This is a genomic window from Streptomyces sp. NPDC007346 (assembly GCF_040703535.1).
Lineage (GTDB): Bacteria > Actinomycetota > Actinomycetes > Streptomycetales > Streptomycetaceae > Streptomyces.
Map to the genome: position 1 here is coordinate 28,995 of NZ_JBEYKR010000046.1, position 16,825 is coordinate 45,819.

The 16,825-nt window shown below is 66.7% G+C and carries 12 protein-coding genes; 11 read left to right on the plus strand and 1 reads right to left on the minus strand.

Going from position 1 to position 16,825, the window contains the following annotated elements; translation table 11 throughout:
* The first annotated feature begins 10 nt into the window (after positions 1-10).
* The 8 genes from nusG to AB0917_RS14800 all read left to right on the plus strand — a co-directional run bounded on the left by nusG (position 11) and on the right by AB0917_RS14800 (position 12,826).
* Positions 11-877 (plus strand): transcription termination/antitermination protein NusG, encoded by an 867-nt coding sequence (nusG, locus tag AB0917_RS14765; protein ID WP_366819908.1) that lies wholly within the window; start codon positions 11-13, stop codon positions 875-877.
* A gap of 176 nt (positions 878-1,053) precedes the next feature.
* Entirely contained in the window at positions 1,054-1,488 is a 435-nt protein-coding gene (gene rplK, locus AB0917_RS14770; RefSeq protein WP_014154605.1) for a 50S ribosomal protein L11, read from the plus strand.
* Between the two features lie 80 nt (positions 1,489-1,568).
* Entirely contained in the window at positions 1,569-2,291 is a 723-nt protein-coding gene (rplA, locus tag AB0917_RS14775; RefSeq protein ID WP_093693493.1) for a 50S ribosomal protein L1, read from the plus strand.
* Positions 2,292-2,473: 182 nt separating this feature from the next.
* Complete coding sequence (locus AB0917_RS14780) at positions 2,474-3,376, plus strand: hypothetical protein (RefSeq protein ID WP_366819909.1); 903 nt, start codon at positions 2,474-2,476, stop codon at positions 3,374-3,376.
* Between the two features lie 286 nt (positions 3,377-3,662).
* On the plus strand, positions 3,663-4,220 hold the full coding sequence (rplJ, locus tag AB0917_RS14785; protein WP_007445921.1) for a 50S ribosomal protein L10: 558 nt from the start codon (positions 3,663-3,665) through the stop codon (positions 4,218-4,220).
* A gap of 84 nt (positions 4,221-4,304) precedes the next feature.
* On the plus strand, positions 4,305-4,688 hold the full coding sequence (gene rplL / locus AB0917_RS14790; RefSeq protein WP_137232475.1) for a 50S ribosomal protein L7/L12: 384 nt from the start codon (positions 4,305-4,307) through the stop codon (positions 4,686-4,688).
* Between the two features lie 622 nt (positions 4,689-5,310).
* Positions 5,311-8,796 (plus strand): DNA-directed RNA polymerase subunit beta, encoded by a 3,486-nt coding sequence (gene rpoB, locus AB0917_RS14795; protein WP_366819910.1) that lies wholly within the window; start codon positions 5,311-5,313, stop codon positions 8,794-8,796.
* Positions 8,797-8,926: 130 nt separating this feature from the next.
* Positions 8,927-12,826 (plus strand): DNA-directed RNA polymerase subunit beta', encoded by a 3,900-nt coding sequence (locus AB0917_RS14800; RefSeq protein WP_366819911.1) that lies wholly within the window; start codon positions 8,927-8,929, stop codon positions 12,824-12,826.
* Positions 12,827-13,025: 199 nt separating this feature from the next.
* Here the strand turns inward: AB0917_RS14800 and AB0917_RS14805 are convergent, their stop codons facing one another.
* A complete protein-coding gene (locus tag AB0917_RS14805; RefSeq protein ID WP_366819912.1) occupies positions 13,026-13,295 on the minus strand; it encodes a hypothetical protein in 270 nt (89 codons plus the stop codon).
* Between the two features lie 444 nt (positions 13,296-13,739).
* Between AB0917_RS14805 and rpsL the strand changes: the two genes are divergently transcribed.
* The 3 genes from rpsL to fusA are packed head-to-tail and all read left to right on the plus strand — an operon-like array spanning position 13,740 to position 16,752.
* Positions 13,740-14,111: a 30S ribosomal protein S12 gene (gene rpsL, locus AB0917_RS14810; protein WP_003948652.1), complete on the plus strand. Its 372-nt coding sequence runs from the start codon at positions 13,740-13,742 to the stop codon at positions 14,109-14,111.
* Positions 14,112-14,113: 2 nt separating this feature from the next.
* A complete protein-coding gene (rpsG, locus tag AB0917_RS14815) occupies positions 14,114-14,584 on the plus strand; it encodes a 30S ribosomal protein S7 (RefSeq protein ID WP_003966970.1) in 471 nt (156 codons plus the stop codon).
* Between the two features lie 38 nt (positions 14,585-14,622).
* A complete protein-coding gene (fusA, locus tag AB0917_RS14820) occupies positions 14,623-16,752 on the plus strand; it encodes an elongation factor G (protein ID WP_366819913.1) in 2,130 nt (709 codons plus the stop codon).
* The last annotated feature ends 73 nt before the right edge of the window (positions 16,753-16,825 follow it).

Consider the following 16,825-nt stretch of genomic DNA (forward strand, 5'->3'; position numbering starts at 1 on the left):
AGCAGCCATCGTGTCTGACCCGAACCTGAACGACTCCGTCGAGCCCGAGGCTGGCGCCTTCGAGTCCGCCAAGGACGAGCTCGGCATCGTTGAGGCTGCTGGTTCCGAGAAGCCCGGTCAGGACGAGGCCGCCGCCGTGGCCGTGGAGGCCGACGAGACGATCCAGGCCGACGAGGACGCCGAGGTCGCCGTCGCCGCCGAGGAGAGCGAAGCCGTCGAGGCCGAGGCCGCCGACGAGGAGGCCGAGCCGGCCGCCCCCGTCGACCCGGTCACCGCGCTGCGCGAAGAGCTCCGCGGTCTCCCCGGCGAGTGGTACGTCATCCACACGTACGCCGGTTACGAGAAGCGCGTGAAGGCCAACCTGGAGCAGCGCGCCGTCTCGCTCAACGTGGAGGAGTTCATCTATCAGGCCGAGGTGCCTGAAGAGGAAATCGTCCAGATCAAGAACGGCGAGCGCAAGAACGTCCGGCAGAACAAGCTCCCCGGCTACGTGCTGGTGCGCATGGACCTGACGAACGAGTCCTGGGGCGTCGTGCGGAACACGCCGGGCGTCACCGGCTTCGTGGGCAACGCCTACGACCCGTACCCGCTGACCCTGGACGAGATCGTCAAGATGCTCGCCCCGGAGGCCGAGGAGAAGGCCGCCCGCGAGGCCGCCGAGGCCGAGGGCAAGCCGGCTCCGTCCCGCAAGGTCGAGGTCCAGGTGCTGGACTTCGAGGTGGGCGACTCGGTCACCGTCACCGACGGCCCGTTCGCCACGCTGCAGGCCACGATCAACGAGATCAACGCCGACTCGAAGAAGGTCAAGGGCCTCGTCGAGATCTTCGGCCGCGAGACCCCGGTCGAGCTCAGCTTCGACCAGATCCAGAAGAACTAGCGCCTCCCGCCGGTTTCTGGACACATGCCTACCCAGCAGGTCAGAGGGGCTTCGAAGCCGCTCTGACCTGCTGGGTTTTTGGTCGCACAGCTATACCCGTTATCGTTGTGCGGTATGCCTCCATCCGGATGACCGGAATCGGCGGCGAAACACTCTCATAGGACCCGGAGAGAGCAATGCCTCCCAAGAAGAAGAAGGTCACGGGGCTTATCAAGCTCCAGATCAACGCCGGTGCGGCGAACCCGGCCCCGCCGGTCGGCCCCGCGCTCGGTCAGCACGGCGTCAACATCATGGAGTTCTGCAAGGCCTACAACGCCGCGACCGAGTCGCAGCGTGGCATGGTCGTGCCGGTGGAGATCACGGTCTACGAGGACCGCTCCTTCACCTTCGTCACGAAGACTCCGCCGGCCGCCAAGCTGATCCTCAAGGCCGCGGGTGTGGACAAGGGCTCCGGCGAGCCTCACAAGACCAAGGTCGCCAAGCTGACGGCCGACCAGGTCCGCGAGATCGCCACGACGAAGCTCCCCGACCTGAACGCCAATGACCTCGACGCCGCGTCGAAGATCATTGCCGGCACCGCCCGTTCCATGGGCATCACGGTCGAAGGCTGATTCAGCCCCGTAGCCCCCAGTGGTAGGACCAAGCGCTGGTCCGCACCACGACTCCACACTCTGAAACCACAGGAGTAGAAGTGAAGCGCAGCAAGAACCTCCGCGCTGCGGACGCCAAGATCGACCGGGAGCGTAACTACGCCCCGCTCGAGGCCGTCCGTATCGCCAAGGACACCGCCTCCACGAAGTTCGACGGCACCGTCGAGGTCGCCTTCTGCCTGGGTGTCGACCCGCGCAAGGCCGACCAGATGGTCCGCGGCACCGTGAACCTCCCGCACGGCACCGGCAAGACCGCCCGGGTCCTGGTCTTCGCGACCGGTGACCGTGCTGCGGCCGCGGAAGCCGCCGGAGCCGACATCGTCGGCGCCGACGAGCTGATCGACGAGGTGGCGAAGGGCCGTCTGGACTTCGACGCCGTCGTCGCCACGCCGGACCTCATGGGCAAGGTCGGCCGCCTGGGCCGCGTGCTCGGTCCGCGTGGTCTGATGCCGAACCCGAAGACCGGCACCGTCACCCCCGACGTCGTGAAGGCTGTCAACGACATCAAGGGCGGCAAGATCGAGTTCCGCGTCGACAAGCACTCGAACCTGCACTTCATCATCGGCAAGGTCTCCTTCGACGAGACCAAGCTGGTGGAGAACTACGCAGCGGCGCTGGACGAGATCCTGCGTCTGAAGCCGTCCGCCGCCAAGGGCCGCTACATCAAGAAGGCCACGCTGGCCACCACGATGGGCCCCGGCATCCCGCTGGACGCCAACCGCACCCGCAACCTCCTCGTCGAGGAGGACCCGGCCGCCGTCTGAGCCACCGTGCTCACCCGGTAGCCGCGTCGCAGGCGCGCTCTGTGTGAACGGGCCCCGCAACCTTTCGAGGTGCGGGGCCCGTCCTCGTATCCGAAGGAAGAAGCACCAGAGAGCCAGTGACTGTCGGTGGCCTGTGCCAGGGTGGACAGGACGACGGACGATACGAGGGGTGGACCGGTCGTATGAGGACGAGCACGTTACGGCGCGTGGGTACGGGGGCCGCGGTGGCGGCCCTGATGTCGGTGGCGGCCTGCGGGGGCGGCGGCGGGGAGAGCGGCTCCCCGGCGGCGGAGAAGCCGGCCGGGGACGTGGCGGGGGCCGGCTCCGTCGTGGCGCTCCAGCAGATCCGGAAGAAGACCGGCACCGCGCAGTCGGCCCGGATCGAGGGCACCACGGAGATGGGCGACACCGTCTCCATGAAGCAGACGGGCACCATCGGCTGGGCAGACGGCCTCTCGGGCTCGCTCACCATCACCTACACCGGCGGCACCATGGCCGAGGCCCTTCAGCAGGGCGGCGGCGACGGTTCGGTGCAGGCGCGCTATCTCAAGGACGAGTACTACGCCAACATGGGCGACGCCTTCGCGGCGACCGTCGGCGGCAAGCACTGGATCCGGTACGCCTACAAGGACCTCGCGGAGCTCGGCGGGCCCGCGGGCGACGTCCTGAAGGAGCAGGTGCAGAACAGCACCCCGGAGCAGGGCGTGAAGGCCCTGCTGGCCGCGGGGGACGTCAAGAAGGTCGGCCAGGAGGACGTCAGGGGCGTCCCGGCGACGCGCTACTCCGGCACGGTCGACGTGGCGGAGCTGACCGGGCGGAACAGCGCGCTGGACCCCGAGCAGCTCGCCGCCCTCAAGGAGCAGCTCTCCGCCGCCGGTGTCACCACCCAGACCGTCGACATCTGGGTCGACAAGGACGACCTGCTCGTGAAGAAGACCGAGCGCGGCGAGACGGCGATCGGCCCGTTCAACTCGACGGTCTTCTACAGCGACTACGGCACGGACGTCCTGGTGGAGAAGCCGCCGGCCTCCGACACCGTGGACTTCAAGGAGATCCTGAAGCAGCAGGGGGCGGACCCCTCCTGACCTCTGCCCAAACCTCCCGCGCCCGGGTGGGCGGCGCCGGATTTGCCCGGCGCGCCCCCGGTCGCGTACGCTCCACAGGAAGCCAAAGACCGCTGGTCGTCGCTGCGCTCCCGCGAGGGGGACGGTGACCGAAGGTTCCGATAGATCGGACGACCTGCGCAGGTGACTGTGGAACTGCTCCCGGACTCTGTCCGGTCGAGCCGCGCCCTGGCACTTGTGCTGGGGCGTTTCGTCTTTCCCGGCCCCTTTTGAGCGGTCCTCATCACCCGGAAGGAGGCCGACGCTCATGGCAAGGCCCGACAAGGCTGCCGCGGTAGCCGAGCTGACGGACCAGTTCCGCAGCTCGAACGCCGCCGTGCTGACCGAGTACCGGGGTCTCACCGTGGCACAGCTCAAGGAGCTGCGCCGTTCGCTCGGTGAGAACGCCCAGTACGCCGTGGTGAAGAACACGCTGACCAAGATTGCGGCCAACGAGGCCGGGATCGACACGCTGGACGACCTGTTCTCGGGTCCGACGGCGGTTGCCTTCGTCACCGGTGACCCGGTGGAGTCGGCGAAGGGTCTTCGTGACTTCGCCAAGGACAACCCGAACCTCATCATCAAGGGCGGTGTCCTTGACGGTAAGGCGCTGTCCGCCGATGAGATCAAGAAGCTCGCGGACCTCGAGTCCCGCGAGGTTCTGCTCTCCAAGCTGGCCGGTGCTTTCAAGGGCAAGCAGACTCAGGCTGCGCAGCTCTTCCAGGCACTGCCGTCGAAGTTCGTCCGCACCGCGGAAGCGCTTCGCGCCAAGAAGGAAGAGCAGGGCGGTGCCGGTACGCCGGCTCCCGCCGAGGCCGCCGAGTAATTTCGCTCAGCGGTCCAGCGGGCTCCACGTACGCCCGCCGACATATACATCCGGCACCTGCCGAATAGTGGAAGGACGCCTGTCATGGCGAAGCTGTCCCAGGAAGAGCTGCTCGCGCAGTTCGAAGAGCTGACCCTCATCGAGCTCTCCGAGTTCGTGAAGGCCTTCGAGGAGAAGTTCGACGTCACCGCCGCCGCGGCCGTCGCCGTCGCCGGTCCCGCCCAGGGCGGCGCCCCGGCCGAGGCCGAGGCCGAGCAGGACGAGTTCGACGTCATCCTCACCGGCGCCGGCGAGAAGAAGATCCAGGTCATCAAGGTCGTGCGTGAGCTGACCTCGCTGGGTCTCAAGGAGGCCAAGGACCTCGTCGACGGCACCCCGAAGCCGGTCCTCGAGAAGGTCGCCAAGGAGGCCGCCGAGAAGGCTGCCGAGTCCCTCAAGGCCGCCGGCGCTTCCGTCGAGGTCAAGTAACACCTCGGGAGTCCACCGACTCCCTGGGCGCGTCATGCGCCCGTACCACAGGGCGATCACCCATCCGGGTGGTCGCCCTGTGGCGTACCCGTGGCGGCCGCCTTGAACTTCCGCTGTCGACGAGTAGGGTGATCTTCGCCGTGCGCCTCTCGCGGGGCGCTCAGGGGGCTCCCGAGGGGCCCCCGGCGGCGACCGGAGAGGGGCTCCGGGGGGCTTGTCGGGGCCGGTGGGCCTTGACGAACGGCACGAGGCGCGCAATTCTCAGGACGCGTCATCACTTCGATCCGAATCCGAGGCATGGATCGAGGGTGAAGAGGGCAGTAAAGAAGAGCGCACCCCGCGCGAGGGCCGGCCACAGAGGTAGTTGAGAACAGCTGTTGAGAGCAACGTGGGTCTCTGAGAACCCCGACTGGACATCAGTGTGCCGCTTGGCTACACTGACCCTTTGCGCTGCCTGTTAGCTGCCTCCTGCCCGTCACCAGGGGCATGCCCACGCTTTGAGCATCGATGACCGACCCTCTCCGAGCCCGGCCCTTTCGGCCGACTCGGGACGGTATGTCTGGATGTCCAATGTGGGACCGGTACGCGCGTAGTGAGTCCGAGCCCTCGGAAGGACCCCCTCTTGGCCGCCTCGCGCAACGCCTCGACCGCGAATACGAACAACGGTGCCAGCACCGCCCCGCTGCGCATCTCCTTTGCAAAGATCAAGGAGCCCCTCGAGGTTCCGAACCTCCTCGCGCTGCAGACCGAGAGCTTTGACTGGCTCCTCGGCAACGCCGCCTGGAAGGCTCGCGTCGAGGCTGCTCTGGACAGTGGACAAGACGTCCCCACCAAGTCCGGCCTGGAGGAGATCTTCGAGGAGATCTCACCGATCGAGGACTTCTCCGGGTCGATGTCGCTTACGTTCCGCGACCACCGCTTCGAGCCCCCGAAGAACTCGATCGACGAGTGCAAGGAGCGCGACTTCACGTTCGCCGCGCCGCTCTTCGTCACGGCCGAGTTCACCAACAACGAGACCGGCGAGATCAAGTCCCAGACGGTCTTCATGGGCGACTTCCCGCTCATGACCAACAAGGGCACCTTCGTCATCAACGGCACCGAGCGTGTCGTCGTGTCGCAGCTGGTCCGCTCGCCGGGTGTCTACTTCGACTCCTCCATCGACAAGACGTCCGACAAGGACATCTTCTCCGCCAAGATCATCCCCTCCCGGGGCGCCTGGCTGGAGATGGAGATCGACAAGCGCGACATGGTCGGTGTCCGCATCGACCGCAAGCGCAAGCAGTCCGTCACCGTCCTCCTGAAGGCTCTCGGCTGGAGCACCGAGCAGATCCTGGAGGAGTTCGGCGAGTACGAGTCGATGCGCGCCACCCTGGAGAAGGACCACACCCAGGGCCAGGACGACGCACTGCTCGACATCTACCGCAAGCTGCGTCCGGGCGAGCCGCCCACGCGCGAGGCCGCTCAGACGCTGCTCGAGAACCTCTACTTCAACCCGAAGCGCTACGACCTCGCGAAGGTCGGCCGCTACAAGGTGAACAAGAAGCTCGGCGCCGATGAGCCGCTGGACGCCGGGGTGCTCACCACCGACGACGTCATCGCGACCATCAAGTACCTGGTCAAGCTGCACGCCGGTGAGACCGAGACGATCGGTGAGTCGGGCCGGGAGATCGTCGTCGAGACCGACGACATCGACCACTTCGGCAACCGTCGTCTGCGTAACGTCGGCGAGCTCATCCAGAACCAGGTCCGTACGGGCCTGGCGCGGATGGAGCGCGTCGTGCGTGAGCGCATGACGACCCAGGACGTCGAGGCGATCACGCCGCAGACCCTGATCAACATCCGGCCGGTCGTCGCCTCCATCAAGGAGTTCTTCGGCACCAGCCAGCTGTCGCAGTTCATGGACCAGAACAACCCGCTGTCGGGTCTCACCCACAAGCGCCGCCTGTCGGCTCTTGGCCCGGGTGGTCTCTCCCGTGAGCGGGCCGGCTTCGAGGTCCGTGACGTGCACCCGTCCCACTACGGGCGCATGTGTCCGATCGAGACCCCTGAAGGCCCGAACATCGGTCTGATCGGTTCGCTCGCCTCGTACGGCCGCGTCAACGCGTTCGGCTTCATCGAGACGCCGTACCGCAAGGTCGTCGACGGCCAGGTCACCGACGACGTCGACTACATCACCGCCGACGAGGAGGACCGCTTCGTCATCGCCCAGGCGAACGCGACCCTCTCCGACGAGCTGCGCTTCACCGAGCCGCGTGTCCTGGTCCGCCGCCGCGGGGGAGAGGTCGACTACGTCCCCGCCTCCGAGGTGGACTACATGGACGTCTCGCCGCGCCAGATGGTGTCCGTCGCGACCGCGATGATCCCCTTCCTGGAGCACGACGACGCCAACCGTGCCCTCATGGGCGCGAACATGATGCGTCAGGCGGTGCCGCTGATCAAGTCCGAGGCCCCGCTCGTCGGCACCGGCATGGAGTACCGCTGCGCCACCGACGCCGGTGACGTGCTCAAGGCCGAGAAGGACGGTGTGGTCCAGGAGGTCTCCGCGGACTACATCACCGTCACGAACGACGACGGCACGTACACCACGTACCGCATCGCCAAGTTCATGCGCTCCAACCAGGGCACCTCGGTCAACCAGAAGGTCGTCGTCTCCGAGGGCGACCGGATCATCGCCGACCAGGTGCTGGCCGACGGCCCGGCCACCGAGAACGGTGAGATGGCCCTCGGCAAGAACCTCCTCGTGGCGTTCATGCCGTGGGAGGGTCACAACTACGAGGACGCGATCATCCTGTCGCAGCGCCTCGTGCAGGACGACGTCCTCTCCTCGATCCACATCGAGGAGCACGAGGTCGACGCCCGTGACACCAAGCTCGGCCCGGAGGAGATCACCCGGGACATCCCGAACGTCTCCGAAGAGGTCCTCGCCGACCTCGACGAGCGCGGCATCATCCGCATCGGTGCCGAGGTCGTCGCCGGTGACATCCTCGTCGGCAAGGTCACGCCCAAGGGTGAGACCGAGCTGACCCCCGAGGAGCGCCTGCTCCGCGCGATCTTCGGTGAGAAGGCGCGCGAGGTGCGCGACACCTCGCTGAAGGTGCCGCACGGTGAGATCGGCAAGGTCATCGGCGTCCGCGTCTTCGACCGCGAAGAGGGCGACGAGCTGCCGCCGGGCGTGAACCAGCTGGTCCGCGTCTACGTCGCGCAGAAGCGCAAGATCACCGATGGTGACAAGCTCGCCGGCCGTCACGGCAACAAGGGCGTCATCTCCAAGATCCTGCCGATCGAGGACATGCCGTTCCTGGAGGACGGCACCCCGGTCGACATCATCCTCAACCCGCTGGGTGTCCCGTCCCGAATGAACCCGGGACAGGTCCTGGAGATCCACCTCGGCTGGCTCGCCAGCCGCGGCTGGGACGTCTCCGGCCTCGGTGACGAGTGGGCCAAGCGCCTGCAGACCATCGGCGCCGACCAGGTCGCCCCCGGCACCAACGTCGCCACGCCCGTCTTCGACGGTGCGCGCGAGGACGAGATCTCCGGCCTCTTCGAGGCCACGATCCCCAACCGCGACGGTGACCGCCTGGTCCAGCCCTCCGGCAAGGCCAAGCTGTACGACGGCCGCTCCGGCGAGCCGTTCCCGGACCCGGTCTCGGTCGGGTTCATGTACATCCTCAAGCTCCACCACCTGGTCGACGACAAGCTGCACGCGCGTTCGACCGGTCCGTACTCCATGATCACCCAGCAGCCGCTGGGTGGTAAGGCTCAGTTCGGTGGACAGCGCTTCGGTGAGATGGAGGTGTGGGCGCTGGAGGCATACGGCGCCGCGTACGCCCTCCAGGAGCTGCTGACGATCAAGTCCGACGACGTGACCGGCCGCGTGAAGGTCTACGAGGCCATCGTCAAGGGCGAGAACATCCCCGAGCCGGGCATCCCCGAGTCCTTCAAGGTGCTCATCAAGGAAATGCAGTCGCTCTGCCTCAACGTGGAGGTGCTCTCCTCGGACGGCATGTCCATCGAGATGCGCGACACGGACGAGGACGTCTTCCGCGCAGCGGAGGAGCTCGGTATCGACCTGTCCCGGCGAGAGCCGAGCAGCGTCGAAGAGGTCTGACGGGTTCGCCGGCCGGATCCCCGTGATCCGGCCGGCTCTCCCCGGACCCGTTCAGACCATTGCTGAAGTGCCCCGTTTCCTCGCTTCCGAGCGAGGGGGCTCGAACCCCCGAAAGAGGGATTGACGACAAGTGCTCGACGTCAACTTCTTCGACGAGCTGCGGATCGGCCTTGCCACCGCGGACGACATCCGGACCTGGTCCCACGGCGAAGTGAAGAAGCCGGAGACCATCAACTACCGCACGCTCAAGCCCGAGAAGGACGGACTCTTCTGCGAGAAGATCTTCGGTCCGACCCGGGACTGGGAGTGCTACTGCGGCAAGTACAAGCGTGTCCGCTTCAAGGGCATCATCTGTGAGCGCTGCGGCGTCGAGGTCACTCGCGCCAAGGTGCGTCGTGAGCGGATGGGCCACATCGAGCTCGCCGCTCCCGTCACCCACATCTGGTACTTCAAGGGCGTCCCGTCGCGCCTCGGATACCTGCTGGACCTCGCGCCGAAGGACCTGGAAAAGGTCATCTACTTCGCCGCGTACATGATCACGTTCGTGGACGAGGAGCGTCGTACCCGCGACCTGCCGTCCCTGGAGGCACACGTCTCCGTCGAGCGTCAGCAGACCGAGAACCGCCGCGACTCCGACCTGGAGGCCCGCGCCAAGAAGCTCGAGACCGACCTGGCCGAGCTGGAGGCCGAGGGCGCCAAGGCCGACGTACGCCGCAAGGTGCGCGAAGGTGCCGAGCGTGAGATGAAGCAGCTGCGCGACCGTGCGCAGCGCGAGATCGACCGTCTCGACGAGGTGTGGAGCCGCTTCAAGAACCTCAAGGTCCAGGACCTGGAGGGCGACGAGCTGCTCTACCGCGAGCTGCGTGACCGCTTCGGCACGTACTTCGACGGCTGCATGGGCGCCGCCGCGCTGCAGAAGCGCCTGGAGTCCTTCGACCTCGACGAGGAGGCCGAGCGCCTCCGCGAGATCATCCGTACCGGCAAGGGCCAGAAGAAGACCCGTGCGCTCAAGCGCCTCAAGGTCGTCTCCGCGTTCCTGCAGACCAGCAACAAGCCCAAGGGCATGGTGCTCGACTGCGTGCCGGTCATCCCGCCGGACCTGCGTCCGATGGTGCAGCTGGACGGTGGCCGCTTCGCGACCTCCGACCTGAACGACCTGTACCGCCGCGTGATCAACCGCAACAACCGCCTGAAGCGCCTTCTCGACCTCGGTGCGCCCGAGATCATCGTGAACAACGAGAAGCGCATGCTCCAGGAGGCCGTCGACGCGCTCTTCGACAACGGCCGTCGTGGTCGCCCGGTCACGGGCCCCGGCAACCGTCCGCTGAAGTCGCTGTCCGACATGCTCAAGGGCAAGCAGGGTCGTTTCCGTCAGAACCTGCTCGGCAAGCGTGTGGACTACTCCGCGCGTTCCGTCATCGTCGTCGGCCCGCAGCTCAAGCTGCACCAGTGCGGTCTGCCGAAGGCCATGGCGCTGGAGCTCTTCAAGCCGTTCGTGATGAAGCGCCTGGTGGACCTGAACCACGCGCAGAACATCAAGTCGGCCAAGCGCATGGTCGAGCGTGGCCGCACCGTCGTGTACGACGTCCTCGAAGAGGTCATCGCCGAGCACCCGGTGCTGCTGAACCGTGCACCCACCCTGCACCGCCTGGGCATCCAGGCCTTCGAGCCGCAGCTGGTCGAGGGCAAGGCCATCCAGATCCACCCGCTCGTCTGCACCGCGTTCAACGCGGACTTCGACGGTGACCAGATGGCCGTGCACCTGCCGCTCTCCGCGGAGGCGCAGGCCGAGGCCCGCATCCTGATGCTGTCCTCGAACAACATCCTGAAGCCGGCCGACGGCCGTCCCGTCACCATGCCGACCCAGGACATGGTGCTGGGGCTGTTCTTCCTCACCACCGACGGCACGCTCCGTGACACCAAGGGCGAGGGCCGCGCGTTCGGCTCCACGGCCGAGGCGATCATGGCGTTCGACGCCGGGGAGCTGGCGCTCCAGTCCACCGTCGACATCCGCTTCCCGGTGGGCACCATCCCGCCGCGTGGCTGGGTGCCGCCGGTCGCCGAGGAGGGCGAGCCCGAGTACCAGCCGGGTGACACCTTCCGGCTGCGGACCAGCCTGGGCCGTGCGCTCTTCAACGAGCTGCTGCCCGAGGACTACCCGTTCGTCGACTACTCGGTGGGCAAGAAGCAGCTCTCCGAGATCGTCAACGACCTGGCCGAGCGCTACCCCAAGGTCATCGTGGCGGCGACGCTCGACAACCTGAAGGCGGCGGGCTTCCACTGGGCGACCCGTTCGGGCGTCACCGTGGCCATCTCCGACATCGTCGTGCCCGAGGCCAAGAAGGCCATCGTCAAGGGCTACGAGGAGCAGGACGAGAAGGTCCAGAAGCAGTACGAGCGCGGTCTGATCACCAAGGACGAGCGCACGCAGGAGCTCATCGCGATCTGGACCAAGGCGACCAACGAGGTTGCCGAGGCGATGAACGCGAACTTCCCCAAGACCAACCCCATCTTCATGATGGTTGACTCGGGTGCCCGAGGAAACATGATGCAGATGCGGCAGATCGCCGGTATGCGTGGTCTGGTGTCGAACGCGAAGAACGAGACCATCCCGCGTCCGATCAAGGCGTCCTTCCGTGAGGGCCTCACCGTTCTGGAGTACTTCATCTCCACGCACGGTGCCCGTAAGGGTCTGGCGGACACCGCCCTGCGTACCGCCGACTCGGGTTACCTGACCCGTCGTCTGGTGGACGTCTCGCAGGACGTGATCATCCGCGAGGAGGACTGCGGCACCGACCGCGGCCTCAAGCTGAAGATCGCCGTCAAGGGCGCCGACGGCGTGCTCCGCAAGACGGAGGACGTCGAGACCTCGGTCTACGCCCGCATGCTCGCCGAGGACGTCGTGGTGGACGGCAAGGTCATCGCGCCTGCCAACGTCGACCTCGGTGACGTCCTGATCGACGCCCTGGTGGGCGCCGGCGTCGAGGAGGTCAAGACCCGCTCGGTCCTGACCTGTGAGTCCGCGGTCGGCACCTGTGCCTTCTGCTACGGACGCTCGCTCGCCACCGGCAAGCTGGTCGACATCGGTGAGGCGGTCGGCATCATCGCCGCCCAGTCCATCGGTGAGCCCGGTACCCAGCTGACGATGCGTACCTTCCACACCGGTGGTGTGGCCGGTGACGACATCACCCAGGGTCTGCCCCGAGTCGTCGAGCTCTTCGAAGCCCGTACGCCCAAGGGTGTCGCCCCGATCTCCGAGGCCAAGGGCCGCGTGCGGATCGAGGAGACCGAGAAGACCAAGAAGCTCGTCGTCACCCCGGACGACGGCAGCGACGAGACGGCGTTCCCGATCTCGAAGCGTGCCCGTCTGCTCGTGGGCGAGGGCGACCCGGTCGAGGTGGGCCAGAAGCTCACCGTGGGTGCCACCAACCCGCACGACGTGCTGCGCATCCTCGGCCAGCGTGCGGTCCAGGTCCACCTGGTCGGCGAAGTCCAGAAGGTCTACAACTCGCAGGGCGTGTCGATCCACGACAAGCACATCGAGATCATCATCCGGCAGATGCTCCGCCGCGTGACGATCATCGAGTCCGGCGACGCGGAGCTGCTTCCGGGCGAGCTGGTCGAGCGGTCGAAGTTCGAGACCGAGAACCGTCGTGTGGTCACCGAGGGCGGTCACCCCGCCTCCGGCCGTCCGCAGCTGATGGGTATCACCAAGGCCTCGCTCGCCACCGAGTCGTGGCTGTCGGCGGCGTCCTTCCAGGAGACGACCAGGGTCCTGACAGACGCGGCGATCAACGCCAAGTCGGACTCCCTGATCGGCCTCAAGGAGAACGTCATCATCGGTAAGCTCATCCCGGCCGGTACGGGCCTGTCCCGCTACCGCAACATCCGGGTCGAGCCGACCGAGGAGGCCAAGGCCGCGATGTACTCGGCCGTCGGCTACGACGACATCGACTACTCGCCGTTCGGCACCGGCTCCGGCCAGGCCGTCCCGCTGGAGGACTACGACTACGGTCCGTACAACCAGTAAGAGAGTCGCTTGAACGCCTGAGGGCGGCCATCCCGTGCACAACGGGGTGGCCGCCCTCAGGCGTGTGGCTACGTGGCTGAGGCGGACGCACACAGGGGGTACGGCCGCTCCCCGGCGGCCGGTGGCCGGCGCCCGCGTCCCCGTACACGCGAAAGGGCGGCCACCCCCTTCAGCGGGGTGGCCGCCCGGTCCTTCGTCCTCAGCCGAGCAGCGCGTGGTGGACGCGCAGCAGTGCGCGGGTGCCCACGGCGAGCAGGGGCGGTACGTCGGGCAGCGGGACCTTGCGGGCGAGGGCCAGGACGTCGACGACGATCGCGTAGTCGTCGACGACGGACTGCGGCAGCCCTGGGGCGGTCATGGCCGGGGCGTAGGCGGATGCGGCGTCACCGTATTCGATGACGGCCAGACTGACGTCGGTCTCGATGGCGCTCGGCGCCTGGGACACGGGCTCACGGTGCTCTGCTGTCACGTGGGACCTCCTTGGGCCAGGCCGGTCCGCAGACCGGCCTGGCTGGTTGGCTGACCGCATTGTCCGGCATGATGGGGTACGGCGGCAGCCCGTAAGCAGGCTGTTTTCACTCAGCTTGCCTGCCGGAATCCGGCAAGGGTGTGCGCCGCCAGTCCGGGCTCCGCCGCGCCCCCTCGCCGATGGCCGGCGGACCCGGCGTGTCGGGGTGGACAGCATTTGTTTTGACCCAGCTCCGTGAGGTAGGTACGCTCAAGCCTTGTGCCTGGGGTGTGCCTGGGCTCCGGTGCGTGTCCTCAACCGCACCGCGAGCTCGTCAGTGGCCACCGCAATCTGCGCCACTTCCGCCCCTAGGGCGGGAGCCTGCAGTATTCGACACGCCCGACCGCGTGGGTCGGTGATGTTCCAGGTTAGTTTCACGAACGGCACACAGAAACCGGAGAAGTAGTGCCTACGATCCAGCAGCTGGTCCGGAAGGGCCGGCAGGACAAGGTCGAGAAGAACAAGACGCCCGCGCTCGAGGGTTCGCCCCAGCGTCGCGGTGTCTGCACGCGTGTGTTCACGACCACCCCGAAGAAGCCGAACTCGGCACTCCGTAAGGTCGCGCGTGTGCGTCTGACCTCCGGTATCGAGGTCACGGCCTACATCCCGGGTGAGGGACACAACCTGCAGGAGCACTCCATCGTGCTCGTGCGTGGTGGCCGTGTGAAGGACCTGCCGGGTGTTCGTTACAAGATCATCCGTGGCTCCCTTGACACCCAGGGTGTCAAGAACCGCAAGCAGGCCCGCAGCCGCTACGGCGCCAAGAAGGAGAAGTAAGAATGCCTCGTAAGGGCCCCGCCCCGAAGCGCCCGGTCATCATCGACCCGGTCTACAGCTCTCCTCTTGTCACCTCGCTGATCAACAAGATCCTCCTCGACGGCAAGCGTTCCACCGCCGAGCGGATCGTGTACGGCGCCATGGAAGGCCTCCGCGAGAAGACCGGCAACGACCCGGTCATCACGCTGAAGCGCGCGCTTGAGAACGTCAAGCCCTCGCTCGAAGTCAAGTCCCGCCGTGTCGGTGGCGCCACCTACCAGGTGCCGATCGAGGTCAAGCCCGGTCGCGCCTCCACCCTCGCTCTGCGCTGGCTCGTCGGTTACTCCCGCGCCCGCCGCGAGAAGACCATGACCGAGCGCCTCATGAACGAACTGCTCGACGCCTCCAACGGCCTCGGCGCTTCGGTCAAGAAGCGCGAGGACACCCACAAGATGGCCGAGTCCAACAAGGCCTTCGCGCACTACCGCTGGTAGTCGTTACCCCCATCGAGACCGAGAGAAGACTGAGCCTTATGGCCACCACTTCGCTTGACCTGGCCAAGGTCCGCAACATTGGGATCATGGCCCACATCGACGCGGGGAAGACGACCACCACCGAGCGGATCCTCTTCTACACCGGTGTGAGCTACAAGATCGGCGAGACCCATGAGGGTTCCGCCACGATGGACTGGATGGAGCAGGAGCAGGAGCGCGGCATCACGATCACGTCCGCCGCGACGACCTGCCACTGGCCGCTCAACGATGTCGACCACACCATCAACATCATCGACACCCCGGGTCACGTCGACTTCACCGTCGAGGTGGAGCGTTCGCTCCGCGTCCTCGACGGCGCCGTCACCGTGTTCGACGGTGTCGCGGGTGTGGAGCCGCAGTCCGAGACTGTCTGGCGTCAGGCGGACCGCTACGGCGTGCCGCGTATCTGCTTCGTCAACAAGCTCGACCGCACGGGTGCCGACTTCCTGCGCTGTGTCGACATGATCGTCGACCGCCTGGGCGCGGTGCCGCTCGTCATGCAGCTCCCCATCGGCGCCGAGGCCGACTTCCGGGGCGTCGTCGACCTGGTGTCGATGAAGGCCTTCGTGTGGTCGGAGGACGCGCCCAAGGGCGAGATGTACGACATCATCGAGATCCCGGATGCCCAGAAGGAGGCCGCCGACGAATGGCGCGCCAAGCTTCTTGAGGCTGTTGCCGAGAACGACGACCAGATGATGGAGCTGTACCTGGAGGGCACGGAGCCCGACCAGCAGCAGCTGCACGAGGCGATCCGCCGCATCACCCTGGCGTCGAAGGGCAGTGCCGACTCCGTCACCGTCACCCCGGTGTTCTGTGGCACCGCGTTCAAGAACAAGGGCGTCCAGCCCCTGCTCGACGCGGTCGTGCGCTACCTGCCCTCTCCCCTGGACGTCGAGGCCATCGAGGGCCACGACGCGAAGGACCCGGAGAAGGTCATCCAGCGCAAGCCCTCGGACGACGAGCCGTTCTCCGGCCTGGCGTTCAAGATCGCGAGCGACCCGCACCTGGGGAAGCTCACCTTCGTCCGGATCTACTCCGGTCGCCTGGAGGCCGGCACCGCGGTGCTGAACTCCGTCAAGGGCAAGAAGGAGCGCATCGGCAAGATCTACCGCATGCACGCGAACAAGCGTGAGGAGATCCCCTCGGTGGGCGCCGGCGACATCGTCGCCGTCATGGGCCTGAAGCAGACCACCACCGGTGAGACGCTGTGTGACGACAAGAACCCGGTCATCCTGGAGTCCATGGACTTCCCGGCGCCGGTCATTCAGGTCGCCATCGAGCCCAAGTCCAAGGGTGACCAGGAGAAGCTGGGTGTCGCCATCCAGCGCCTCTCGGAGGAGGACCCCTCCTTCCAGGTGCACTCCGACGAGGAGACCGGCCAGACCATCATCGGTGGTATGGGCGAGCTCCACCTAGAGGTGCTCGTCGACCGCATGAAGCGCGAGTTCCGCGTCGAGGCGAACGTCGGCAAGCCGCAGGTCGCGTACCGCGAGACGATCCGCAAGGCCGTCGAGCGCATCGACTTCACGCACAAGAAGCAGACTGGTGGTACCGGCCAGTTCGCGAAGGTGCAGATCGCCCTCGAGCCCATCGAGGGTGGCGACGCCTCCTACGAGTTCGTCAACAAGGTCACCGGTGGCCGCATCCCCCGCGAGTACATTCCCTCGGTGGACGCGGGCGCTCAGGAAGCCATGCAGTTCGGCATCCTGGCCGGTTACGAGATGGTCGGCGTCCGCGTCACCCTTCTCGACGGTGGTTACCACGAGGTCGACTCCTCGGAGCTGGCCTTCAAGATCGCCGGTTCGCAGGCGTTCAAGGAGGGTGCCCGCAAGGCCTCTCCCGTGCTCCTCGAGCCGATGATGGCCGTCGAGGTCACCACGCCCGAGGACTACATGGGCGATGTCATCGGCGACCTCAACTCCCGCCGTGGCCAGATCCAGGCCATGGAGGAGCGCAGCGGCGCTCGCGTCGTGAAGGGCCTCGTGCCCCTCTCGGAGATGTTCGGCTACGTCGGAGACCTCCGCAGCAAGACCTCGGGTCGCGCAAGCTACTCGATGCAGTTCGACTCCTACGCCGAGGTTCCGCGGAACGTCGCCGAGGAGATCATCGCGAAGGCCAAGGGCGAGTAACTCTCCCGAGCTCACGCTTTAGGCTTGTCACCGGAGCCGGGCGGGCATGCGGCACAGCGCGCGAGCACTGTGC